This is a genomic window from Fodinibius saliphilus (assembly GCF_005869845.1).
In the GTDB taxonomy this organism is placed as follows: Bacteria; Bacteroidota; Rhodothermia; order Balneolales; family Balneolaceae; genus Fodinibius; species Fodinibius saliphilus.
Genome location: NZ_VAWF01000001.1, coordinates 920,382 through 931,986 on the forward strand (window position 1 = coordinate 920,382; position 11,605 = coordinate 931,986).

Here is an 11,605-nt window from a genome sequence, read left to right on the forward strand (position 1 = left end):
AAACAAATCAAGACTGTTATCTGCCCTGTACCCTGATATTAGATTTTAATTAATTGTTTACCAGCAAAATACTCTACTCATATTCCCTCCATTGACACCTGGTGGAATAGAAGTTAACATGAACTACATCTTTCAGCTATCATAAATCACTCGGTTACCCAAACTAACCCGTAGTAACCTGTGACGTATTTCCTTGAGTTAATGTTCTTTTCAAAGCTTTCATCAGATATTCCCTGTCAACAGGCTTAGGTACATAATCGTCCATGCCGGCGTCCAGGCAAAGTTTGCGATCTTCTTCCATAGCCGAAGCCGTAAGGGCGATAATGGGTATATGCTTACCGGTTTCCTCCTCCATTTCCCTTATTGCTCTAGTGGCATCATAACCGTCCATCTCAGGCATCTGGATGTCCATCAAGACAAAAGCATAATCATTTTCTTTGACAGCCTTAACCGCTTCAAGACCGTTCTCTACGATTTCAACATCAAGCCCCTCTTTTTCTAATATTTTGGTTGCAACCATTTGGTTTATTTCATTGTCTTCGGCAACCAATATCTTCATATCTTCAGAAAGGAAAGCTTTCTCTTCTTTCTCCTCTTCTCTGCCTGTCTGGACTTCATTTGTCTCTTCTTCAACATCTTTAAATGGAATAGTACAATAAAAGGTTGATCCTTCTCCGAGTTCACTCTCCACATCAACTTCTCCGTCCATAAGTTCTGCCAGTTGCCGGCAAATTGCCAACCCAAGTCCGGTTCCCCCAAATTTGCGCGTTGTAGATGAATCAGCCTGTGAAAACGATCCAAAAATATCTGACTGTTTATCTTCGGATATTCCCGTTCCAGTATCCTCTACCGAAAATTGTACCAAGTGTTCATCTTCCTCTGATTCAATTAAATCGATATTAAATGCAACATATCCTTCTTCGGTAAATTTGACGGCATTACTACCATAATTGAGTAATATTTGACGCAGTCGCGTGGGATCTCCAAGCAATTTTTGAGGAATATCCTCATCTGCAGAATATGTTATATCCAGACCTTTTTCTTCAGTAGAATATGTTATTATCTCAACAACTTCTTTAATAACATTACGGATATTGAATGGAATCTCTTCAATATCCATCTTTCCTGCTTCAATTTTGGAGAAGTCTAAAATGTCGTTAATAACGCGTAGCAATGATTCTGCGCTACGCTTTACCAGCCGTGAAAGTTCTTCTTGCTCCTCATCAAGATCGGTCTCCATCAACAGGTCATTCATTCCAATAACCCCATTCATGGGTGTGCGAATTTCGTGACTCATATTCGCTAAAAAGATGCTCTTCGTAGCCGATGCTTCTTCGGCCTTTTCTTTCATCTTTTTAAACTTTTCTACCGATTCATTGAGCTGCTGTGTACGTTCATTAACCTTCTCTTCTAGTTTTTCTGTATAAGAAATAGCCTCTTGCTGGAGCTGCCACTTGGTAGTTTGAGTTAAGGCTGTCTGCTTAAGAGCAGTAGCATCAAATGGCTTTTTGATAAACAATAGCTTATCCGTTGTTCCCAGATTTTGTATAATCTCATCCAGCGAATAGTCTGAATAGGCTGTACAAATTACAACTTCGGTATATGGATAATCATCCCAAATTCTTTTAATCGCCTGTATCCCATCTATGCCCGGTGGCATCCTGATATCCATAAATACCAATGAATAGGGATTGTCACTTTCCTGAGCCTTAGCTACCTTTTCAACAGCTTCTTCTCCTTGGTAGGCATGGTCAATCTCATACTCAACTTGCGCAACAGGCTCCTTTTTCTTTTCACTTCCATCACTGAAAAGATCTTCTTCAATTTGCTGAAGTTCAGGATCAGAATCCCCACTGGAGTTCGATAATATAGTCTCAATATCCTCATGGATAGATTCATTATCATCGACTATTAAAATATGATTATGCCCCATATTTGCTGATGTTTACAATCGTCCCAATTATTATTTCAAAACCTGACCCTACACACTTCTTTAAAACCTGAACCAATGTAACATTAATATAATAAAATCTTTGTAAAAATATTTTTACGTCTTAACTCTACTCACACTACAATATTATCGTCAGATTTTAGAAATAATTAATCGAAAATCAATTTTGCCCTAATAACTCAATCTGATTATTCGATTGGTGATATTATAATCTTAATTCGTTTCAATGTTGTTAGAGGGATAGTTAAATACTTCTTCAATAGATAGATTAAATACCCTGGCAATCCGAAAAGCTAAATTCTAAAGAAGGAGAATATTTAGCAGCTTCAATCGCATGAATCGTTTGACGTGTAACTCCTGCCCTGTCTGCTAACTGCTGCTGAGTCATCTCCCCATTCTTAAAACGTAATAAGCTAATGTTATTATCAATAGGATTCTTATCCATATCAAATATGTTTTCTGTAGAAATATAACTGGGTACCGGCCTTTGTTATATCAGCAATAAAGAAAATCATGACTAACAGGTGCAGTGATAAAAATGGAACGGATAAAACCAGCTGATCTTCAAATATCTCTTGTCCCAAATTATTTAGAAAAATATACAATGCCAATATGACAAGCGATGCCATCAAAAAATAATAGGCATTTCTATATCCCACTGATTGAATTTTTTCATCGCCTTCATCTTCATAAGCCCCGGTTGAATTGATCTCTTTTAAGCCCTCTATCGCTAATTCAATAACCACCGCAATTACCAAAACCTTCCAGAATAAACCTGAGATATAATCTGCATGCGCTTCAATGGTTGTTGGCCATCCGAATACAGCAACCAGATATAATCCTAGTAACAGAATTGATGAAGTTAACGAGCTCCACGTATAGATCTCTTTTTAGACATAGCTATTTTTTCTTGAGTTTATATTTCATAAAAGTAAATTATCTTATACTTATTCTTACACTTATCAAGCTGTTTGCTGATTTACGACAGAAAACATCCAAGCCTCAAGGCTATTTCCCAAACTCTGGCTTCTGCCACTAATTCTTGCCCTCTACAAATATAATTGTATGTTTAAAGTAACTTAAAATCCTAACTTCAACATAGCTAGACAACCAACATGGAAAAAATGGACCAACTTCGTGATGCTATTACTGATTATATCTATGACGAAGGCCAAGAGTACCAACGTTTGTTACTTTCCCGTACATTTTATAATGCACTTAAAAAGGAAGCTGAGGAACATGATGTACCTATTGATTTACCGCGGATGGAGATCAAGGACAATGTAGAATATGATTATAAACTGCTCCCCTAATCCCGTTCTTAAAAATAATAACTATCCAGAACAACCTATGCTTTCCCAGGCTATAAGGAAATAAAAAGATGTGCTGTATTGACAGTGGCTCACTAGTCACTTCTTTTTTAGTATTAGACATTTATAAATATTTAACGTCGGTGATTCAAATCTGAGACATTCCAAAAAAGATATCAACTTCATTTTGTACTTCTTCAGGCTGGAATAATGATATTGATATTCACCGGCGTTTTTTTTCTTTATATCAGCTGTTGTATGTCATTTTGAAGAGTACCAACTTCTTTTCTCTTCTGAGTTTCTTTACCACCTGTAGGTAACAACCGGTTAAGTACAAAATTAGAGAAAATAATACTTCGAAAACTGCTATTTTTTTTGCAATTTTATAGATGTGCAAGAGTTTCTTTAACCTTTGTACAATTTAAAATAGTAATACTAAAAAGGTACGTATTTTTTTATGCCACGATGTGAATTATACCAAGACGCCCACGGTGAATGGAGATGGCGGAGAACCGCAAAGAATGGTGATATCGAAGCTTACTCCAACGGCGGATTTGAAGAAAAAGAAAAAGCTAAAGAAGATGGTAAGGAAAACGGAAACTGCACAAGTTATACCCGCAGTAATTCTTACTAAGCCCAATATTTAATAATCGATTTTACAGAGGCTGTTCATCTTAAATGATGAACAGCCTTTTCTCATTAACGACCAGTCTATCAAGCTCTTAGTCTTTGGACAATTAGCACTCAGTAGACAACAACACTTAGCTAGTTTTATAGAGATATCTTTGATATGTCACCCTTAAAAAGGAAGACATAACGTTCATTTTAGATCAACGGCTTTTAATAAGATATTTTTGACAGAGATACCTTGAACAAGGGTGCGGGTAATATCCCAAATAAGTGGATTCAAAAGGCGCTCACAGGCCGGTAACGTATCCTCAGAAGAAGCTTGTACATGCTTTTTAAAAGGTTTTCAGAAACAGGAATTGCCATTAGCCTTAGGAAAATTTCTGAGTAGGATGCATAGATTATATTGCAAATCCTGAAATAACAGGTTAAAAATAGCATACAATCCACAGATCTCCTCTAATAAGAAGAAAAATATAATAGCAAATCAAAAACAGTCTCTCGGATATTAAACGTTCGTAAAGGTATTTCCCGTGGATTTTCTTTTTTCAAAAGATCATAATTGCTAAAATGTAACAACTATATAAATATCTCGTAATGCTTACATCTTTAAAAGAACACATCTATTTAAAGAAAATAGGCAATCAATGTTTTTAAATACTTCAATCAATAAGTTCAGAATACAAGCTTTTCTCGCACTCATTCTAATTTTATCAACTTCGATTCCGGCTATTGGGCAGTCACAAGCGACTACTTATCAAACGGATACAACCGTGGAAGTAATGATTTTAGGAACCGGGCATTTCGGTAACCCCGGCCAGGATGTTATTAATATCAAGTTCCCAGATGTACTGAAGCCGAAATATCAAAAACAGGTCGGCCAAGTTCTCGATTCTCTGGCGACTTTCAACCCTACAAAAATGGCGGTAGAAGTACGCCCCTCCTATAAGTCCAAATTTGACAGTCTCTATAAGGCCTATTTGGAAGGAAGTCATTCTTTAAGTAGAAATGAACGACAACAGATCGGCTTTAGAATAGGAAAACGATTTAACCATTCCCATCTTTATTCAATTGATCACAAGGGTAAATTTCCTTTTACCAAAGTCGTCAAGTATGCCCGTCAACACAACCCCCAATTTGTTAATTACTTCAAAGCGCTCAGAAAAGAGATCGAATCAGAGGATCAAGAACTCTATAATAATGCCACCATTCGCGAGATTTTGCAGGAAAAAAATAGCCCACAAAATCTGCAGAAGCAACGTGATTTTTATGCCCAAACAGCTGCAGTTGGAGCCGATACCACTTGGGTAGGAGCTAAATTGGTATCTCAATGGCATAAACGCAATATCAAAATATTTGGTCATCTTGCTAAAATTGCAGAAGAAGGGGATCGAATTATCGTACTCTTTGGAAGTGGTCATGCCCCACTCCTGCGATATTTCGTTAACTCTTCCAAAAGAATGAAGCTCGTAGAACCACTGGATTATTTATGACAATAATATCAACGGAAGTATCAATTAGGTATACTCATATTGGTACTATATAATCATTATGCAAGCCCGGCCAAAGCCGGGCTTAAATATTAAGCTGGCAAATGGCATAATTACTGTTAATATCTTATTGTTATGAAGACCATAATTGTCAAGAAATCACTGACTCATGAAAATTGCTCTTATCCAGCAAGCATGTACTGAACATAAATTTGAAAACCTAGACCGTGGTCTTCAATCGGCTCGCGAAGCTGCGAAATCAGGAGCTAATATCATCTGTTTCCCGGAACTGGCTTTTGAACCGTTCTACCCTCAGTACAATAACCCAACTGAACCGGAACGGCATGCCCAGAAAATACCGGGTACTATTACCGAATCTTTTTCTGAGCTGGCAGCAGAATTTGAAGTGGTCATCATACTTAATTTATACGAGCAAGATGGAGATAAAACCTATGACAGTTCTCCCGTGATAAATATTGATGGCTCCATTATGGGAACAACTCGCATGGTTCATATTACTGATTATGCTTGTTTCCATGAAAAACAGTATTACACACCCGGTAATAATGGGGCCCCGGTATATGATACTCCCTATGGTAAAATCGGTGTTGCTATTTGCTACGATCGGCATTATCCGGAGTATATGAGAGCTTTAGCTTTGAATGGTGCCGAAATTGTATTTGTACCACAAGCCGGTGCCGTTGGGGAATGGCCCGAAGGCTTATACCAATCGGAACTGCGTACTGCGGCTTTTCAAAATGGATATTTTACCGCACTTTGCAACCGAGTAGGCGAAGAACCAAAACTTACCTTTGCCGGAGAATCTTTTGTTTGTAACCCCCAAGGATCTGTCATTGCAGAGGCAGCAAGTCAAGACGAAGCGATACTGTATTGTGATATAAATTTAGAAGAAGTTCCCAACTCCCATGCACGAAAGCTTTTTATGAGAGATCGACGGCCAAATATATATAAGGATTGGTAACCTCATACCTGATATAATACAAATCCTGATAAACTGAGAGTTATTTCTCCCCACACCAATTAGTTCACTGTTCTATTACCTTCATACCTGTTGGGAAAAAAGGGGTGTTTCAAAACTTTGAAATCATCTATACAGGAAAGTACCTCATTGTTGTTAAGTAGCTTTTTAATACAAAACATACTCATAAAGGTACTTGTTATGATAGAACAAACAATCCCAAACAAGTTCGTTGAACTTGCAGATAAACAACGAGAAAGTGAAGAAGAACTCTTTTCGAAAGAAAATGTGGTAGGAGTTGCCCTTGGTAATAAGATCAAGAATGGTAAAGATACCGAAGAAACTGCCATTCAGGTTTTAGTACAGCACAAACTGGAACCAGATTTACTATCCAAAAATGACCTCATACCCGATAAGGTTAAAGGAACTAAAACAGATGTAATTGAAGTAGGTCAAATTGTAGCCGGCCCCTTGGCTCCTGATATAGAGCCTGTGACTCAAACTGGTTTAGATGTAGGCAATGGGGATATGGTTGACTGGGATATGCAAGAAGAGCTGGATGATATACTTACCGACCCCAAAGAACGTACACGTGCTCTCAAAAAACGACGAGCGAAATCGGCAAGAGGAATATCTCCTGAACAGCTACACCAACGAAGTCGTCCCGTTCGTGGTGGTTTTAGTATCGGCCATTATAAAATCACTGCCGGTACAATGTCTACAGCGTGTTACGATTTAAAAGCTTTTCCCGGTATACCCCAGAAATTCTATATTTTGAGCAATAATCATGTTCTGGCAAACTCTAATAAAGCCAACATGGGAGACCCAATTTTACAACCGGGTCCCTATGACGGAGGATCATATCCCCGAGATATGGTTGCTCGTTTAAGTCGATTTATTCCTATTCGATTCAAAAATTCTTCTACGACTCCTCGTAATTATGTAGATGCTGCTATCGCTGAAGTTCCCTTCCATATTGCAAACCGTGAAGTATACTGGATTGGACACGTTAAAGATCTGTATGCAGCTCCAAAAGTTGGTGATATCGTCCAGAAGGTAGGGCGTACTACTGATTTCAGTACTGGGCGTGTCAAAAGTATCAACGCAACTGTTGATGTCAATTATGGTAATGGGCGGGTAGCTCGATTTGCACACCAAATCCTTACTACTCGTATGAGCGCGGGAGGCGATTCGGGTAGCCTTGTTACTACATTGGATGAAAAAGCTGTGGGATTGTTATTCGCTGGTTCGCCCTATGTAACAGTACTTAACAATATCCTCTATGTACAATCATTGCTCAATATTCGTATCCACGAAAAATAATACCCTCTAGAGTAATGGCATCTAATTCTAAAGGGGAGACAGTATAATTGTCTCCCCTCTTATACCACAGCCTTCAAATAACTATATCAAACAATTTTTTGAAGAATATCGTTATACCCAAGATAACTCAATGGATAATAAGAGGGTAATTTCTGTTGCCGAAGGGTTCAATAATCAGCATAGAACTATTGATATTTATTTTTTTGGATCTGGGAATAAGATTAATCAATAAATCCGTTCAGGATACAAAATATTTTCGGTAACCTTTATGGGTCACAACATTTTTTTGCAGGAGTATTTTCTTCCTCCCCTTGTCTACCATTGCCAAGAATTAAATGCACGTCTGAGTATCTATGTTGAATGCGAATGGCATTGGCAATTGCTAATAACGCTACCCCTACATCAGCAAAGATAGCCTCCCACATCGTTGCAATTCCAAAAGCGGCAAGCGCCATTACCAATAGTTTAATACCCAGCGCAAAGCCAATATTTTGCCATACCACCCGGTGCGTAAAATTCGCAATCTCTATAGCTGTAGATATTTTTGAAGGCTGATCGGTTTGTATAACCACATCAGCTGTTTCTATTGTTGCGTCTGACCCTATACCACCCATTGCAATTCCAACATCGGCTAAGGTAATCACCGGGGCATCATTCACACCATCTCCGATAAAACCTACCACATTCTTAGGTCCCAGCGCCCCTTTAACGTAACTATATTTATCATCAGGCATAAGACCGCCATAAGCATACTCCAACCCCAACTTGTTCGCAACACGATCGACTACTTCCTGTTTATCACCAGACAACATTACAAGCTTTTCAACGCCTAGCTGATGTAACTTTTGAACTGCACTTTTGCTATCCTCTTTAATTTTATCTGTTATGCTGATGGTTCCTACATGCATACCCTCTTTTGCAACATGCACATAGGTATAAGAATCTTTCCAGCCATTACCTACAAGCTGGATATCATAATCATTCAATAAATCACGGTTCCCAACAGCTACCATTTTCTGGTTAATGGTCCCTACAAGTCCTTTACCAGATACTTCTTTTTGATTGGCCACCGAATACAACGATTGCCCATTCACGTAATCTGCTATAGCCTTTGCAATGGGATGAGTAGACTGCCGTTCCAATGAGGCGGCCAATTTAAGCAGCTCCTCTTTATCGTAACCATTCACAGGATAAACCTCCTGAACTTTAAATTCTCCCTTTGTCAGGGTTCCTGTTTTATCCATAAATAGGATATTCATCTTGCGAAGTTGATCCAGAAAGTTAGCGCCTTTGAAAAGGATGCCATTGCGCGATGCCGCACCAATGCCTCCAAAATAGCCGAGGGGAATGGAAATCACCAACCCACAGGGGCAAGAAACAACCAAGAAAATAAGAGCACGATAGAACCATTCTTGGAAAACATAGTTCTCTACAAATAAATATGGCAGAAAAGTCACAGCCACAGCCATCCACACGACAATGGGCGTATAGACTTTAGCGAAACGGCTCATAAACCGTTCTGTTGGTGCCTTTCGCGAGGAAGCCTCTTTTACCATCTCTAATATCTTGGATAGCTTCGTTTTTTCATAGGCACTGGTTACTTCAATACGCACAGGAGTTTGGCGGTTGATGGATCCGGCCCATACCTCTTCCCCAGTTTTGCGTATCATCGGCTTGGATTCTCCGGTTAAGGCAGCCGTATTAAAAGATCCCTGATCTGAAAGCAATATCCCATCCAATGGCACTTTCTCCCCGGGTTTGACACGAATAATTTCCCCTACTTTAACATTTTGGGGACTAACTTTTAACACAGTGCGATTTCGTTCAACGTTTGCTATATCGGGCTGACTGTCAATTAATGATTTGATAGATCGTCGTGCCCGTTGTACAGCATTACCCTGGGCATATTCTCCAACCATATAGAACAGCATTACGGCTACCCCTTCAGCATACTCGCCGATGGCAAAAGCACCAACCGTGGCAATACCCATCAGCAGAAATTCACTAAATATGTTTCCTTTTTTAATGGATTTAAATGCTTTTATCCATACCGGGCCACCTACTGACAGGTACGAAAGTATATATAGCGATAGATACACGTACTGCTGTCCTGTAAAGGATATTAAATATTCTGCGACTAATGCCCCTACCAGGAACACAGCACTAATAATGACTTCTTTGTATTTTTTGAGATATGACATTATAAATGAGGTTTTTGATCGATCCAGCTCCATGCATTTTCAGCCTCGTCAATAGAAAATATCATTAATTCTCCTTTCATTAAGGTACCAAAATACTGTCTCGTTTGTTTTTGATTCTTATGACTATGAACAACAGCAATACGGTCAAAACAGTTAGCATATTTCGCATACAGGCGGCGGCTCATCCTAAGTACATTAAAGGCCGCCCACCCTTCAAAACCTTCTATAATGACTAATAGGTGAGGATCTTTCAAATATTGAGCTTGTTTTCTAATCAATTCTGCTAGCTCTGCTAATTCTTCTCTAGAAATCTCTCCGGCCACCCGCAAGGCCAGGTTCCCATTATTCACATCTTCATTTATCTCTATCATTTTCAATGATTTATTTTTATTTCAATCTTTATTTCAAAAATAAACCCTTGATAAACTTAATTCTTACAACATTATGTATTTATTGTGCAAAATTATGAAATCTACCACTACATTCCTTTTTTATGGCCTTTAATCAACATAGCTATACTCTTTCAATGAGTAGCGCCTGTCTATTACCAGTTTTAACTTTCCCATTTAAATCAGTTCCTTAAGGAGAAGTATAGTTTTCTTTTCGCCCCGCTAATTCAGCCAGGTAACCTGCCCCTAAATCACAGATAACGTTATTTGGACAGGCCTCAAATAGACTCCCTGTGGGTGTAATCAATCATCTCTTCGGCTTTCAATGGTTTTACCATTTCTATGTTAGTAGTACGGCAAAATCCAATAACTTCTGCTCAAAAATATTTAGCGAACTGAACTAGAACCTTGCCGACTGAGCCAAAAGCCTCAAAGATAAGATCCTTTTGCGCTTCTCAGATATTTCTATTTTAAGAAAGGCAGTATAGTATGTTCACCAAATTGGATAACGGCTACTTTCTCAAAGATCTAGGTTAGGAGTTTTTCACAACCTTCTCTTCACCCTCTATTCAGCAATACTCCGAACAATTTCAAAATTGGGTATTTCCTCCTGCTGATAATACTATAATCGGTCAATAGAAGTACGTTTATTTTGCTTGATGTCCTTGAAATGGGATGGTGCAAGTCCCGTCTCTTTTTTAAACTGTCGTGAAAAATGCTGTTGACTACTATAGTCAAGCTCCAAAGCAATCTGGCTTAGGGTTTTCTCATCATATACAATAAGTTCTTTAGCTCGTTCTATTTTTTGAAGAATAAAATACCGCTCTATTGATTTGCCCTCAACGGCAGAAAAAAGGCGACTAATCTGCTGATAGTCTTTATAAATATTATCTGCTAAAAAGTCGGATAAGTTATTCTCTAATGGAGTGCCTGACCTCACTTGCTGAATAATAAGTTGCTTCACCTGTTCAACAATGCGACTGTTCTCATCATCAATAATATCAAAACCATTATCACGAATAATGGAAATAAGTTTGGCATACTGATCTTCATCAATAGGTTGAGTCAGATACAACTCACCAAGTTCCATATTTTGCACCTCAAATCCAGCTAGTTTCAGCTTTTCTTCTAATACCTCAGCACAGTGGTTGCACACCATATTTTTAATATGAAAGTGTTTGTTGTTCATAGGAAATAAAATAAAACAATTAATGGAAAACTATTACTATTTACCAAAACAGAGTATAACGTTTAACGTTCTATAGAATTTGTCATACTTATCTATATTCATTTCCTAACAAGTTCACATTGAGAATATCCTTCCAAATGTTAGGA

At 38.3% G+C, this 11,605-nt stretch carries 10 protein-coding genes and 1 pseudogene; 5 read left to right on the forward strand and 6 right to left on the reverse strand.

Going from position 1 to position 11,605, the window contains the following annotated elements:
* Positions 1-163: 163 nt before the first annotated feature.
* The 3 genes and pseudogenes from FCN14_RS03810 to FCN14_RS03820 all read right to left on the reverse strand — a co-directional run bounded on the left by FCN14_RS03810 (position 164) and on the right by FCN14_RS03820 (position 2,697).
* Positions 164-1,933 carry a response regulator gene (locus tag FCN14_RS03810; protein WP_138429755.1) on the reverse strand — a complete coding sequence of 590 codons (1,770 nt, stop codon included), beginning with the start codon at positions 1,931-1,933 and terminating at the stop codon, positions 164-166.
* 231 nt (positions 1,934-2,164) lie between these two features.
* A pseudogene (locus FCN14_RS03815) lies at positions 2,165-2,396 on the reverse strand (helix-turn-helix transcriptional regulator).
* 1 nt (position 2,397) lies between these two features.
* Positions 2,398-2,697, reverse strand: coding sequence for a hypothetical protein (locus tag FCN14_RS03820; RefSeq protein ID WP_138429756.1), 300 nt, complete (start codon positions 2,695-2,697; stop codon positions 2,398-2,400).
* A gap of 369 nt (positions 2,698-3,066) precedes the next feature.
* Here FCN14_RS03820 and FCN14_RS03825 point away from each other — a divergent pair, with 369 nt between their 5' ends.
* From FCN14_RS03825 to FCN14_RS03840, 5 genes are all read left to right on the forward strand, one after another.
* Positions 3,067-3,264, forward strand: a complete 198-nt coding sequence (locus FCN14_RS03825; protein ID WP_138429757.1) for a hypothetical protein — start codon at positions 3,067-3,069, stop codon at positions 3,262-3,264.
* Positions 3,265-3,718: 454 nt separating this feature from the next.
* Positions 3,719-3,895 carry a YegP family protein gene (locus tag FCN14_RS15680; RefSeq protein WP_165267207.1) on the forward strand — a complete coding sequence of 59 codons (177 nt, stop codon included), beginning with the start codon at positions 3,719-3,721 and terminating at the stop codon, positions 3,893-3,895.
* Between the two features lie 640 nt (positions 3,896-4,535).
* A complete protein-coding gene (locus FCN14_RS03830) occupies positions 4,536-5,381 on the forward strand; it encodes a DUF5694 domain-containing protein (protein WP_138429758.1) in 846 nt (281 codons plus the stop codon).
* Positions 5,382-5,547: 166 nt separating this feature from the next.
* Positions 5,548-6,360, forward strand: a complete 813-nt coding sequence (locus FCN14_RS03835) for a nitrilase-related carbon-nitrogen hydrolase (RefSeq protein WP_138429759.1) — start codon at positions 5,548-5,550, stop codon at positions 6,358-6,360.
* 198 nt (positions 6,361-6,558) lie between these two features.
* Positions 6,559-7,680 carry a chymotrypsin family serine protease gene (locus FCN14_RS03840; protein ID WP_138429760.1) on the forward strand — a complete coding sequence of 374 codons (1,122 nt, stop codon included), beginning with the start codon at positions 6,559-6,561 and terminating at the stop codon, positions 7,678-7,680.
* Between the two features lie 266 nt (positions 7,681-7,946).
* Here FCN14_RS03840 and FCN14_RS03845 read toward each other — a convergent pair whose 3' ends face one another.
* From FCN14_RS03845 to FCN14_RS03855, 3 genes are all read right to left on the reverse strand, one after another.
* Entirely contained in the window at positions 7,947-9,881 is a 1,935-nt protein-coding gene (locus tag FCN14_RS03845; protein ID WP_246043095.1) for a heavy metal translocating P-type ATPase, read from the reverse strand.
* Positions 9,881-10,252, reverse strand: coding sequence for a SpoIIAA family protein (locus FCN14_RS03850; protein WP_138429761.1), 372 nt, complete (start codon positions 10,250-10,252; stop codon positions 9,881-9,883). Before FCN14_RS03850 ends, FCN14_RS03845 begins: the two co-directional genes overlap by 1 nt.
* 640 nt (positions 10,253-10,892) lie before the next feature.
* Entirely contained in the window at positions 10,893-11,459 is a 567-nt protein-coding gene (locus FCN14_RS03855; RefSeq protein WP_138429762.1) for an AraC family transcriptional regulator, read from the reverse strand.
* Positions 11,460-11,605: the final 146 nt, after the last annotated feature.

What these genes read in the sequence shown, in the direction of transcription:
- FCN14_RS03825 (WP_138429757.1), top strand. Translation starts at nt 3,067, where the DNA reads ATGGAAAAAATGGACCAACTTCGTGATGCTATTACTGATTATATCTAT.
- FCN14_RS03840 (WP_138429760.1), top strand. Translation starts at nt 6,559, where the DNA reads ATGATAGAACAAACAATCCCAAACAAGTTCGTTGAACTTGCAGATAAA.
- FCN14_RS15680 (WP_165267207.1), top strand. Translation starts at nt 3,719, where the DNA reads ATGCCACGATGTGAATTATACCAAGACGCCCACGGTGAATGGAGATGG.
- FCN14_RS03830 (WP_138429758.1), top strand. Translation starts at nt 4,536, where the DNA reads ATGTTTTTAAATACTTCAATCAATAAGTTCAGAATACAAGCTTTTCTC.
- FCN14_RS03845 (WP_246043095.1), bottom strand. Translation starts at nt 9,881, where the DNA reads ATGTCATATCTCAAAAAATACAAAGAAGTCATTATTAGTGCTGTGTTC.
- FCN14_RS03835 (WP_138429759.1), top strand. Translation starts at nt 5,548, where the DNA reads ATGAAAATTGCTCTTATCCAGCAAGCATGTACTGAACATAAATTTGAA.
- FCN14_RS03810 (WP_138429755.1), bottom strand. Translation starts at nt 1,933, where the DNA reads ATGGGGCATAATCATATTTTAATAGTCGATGATAATGAATCTATCCAT.
- FCN14_RS03850 (WP_138429761.1), bottom strand. Translation starts at nt 10,252, where the DNA reads ATGATAGAGATAAATGAAGATGTGAATAATGGGAACCTGGCCTTGCGG.
- FCN14_RS03855 (WP_138429762.1), bottom strand. Translation starts at nt 11,459, where the DNA reads ATGAACAACAAACACTTTCATATTAAAAATATGGTGTGCAACCACTGT.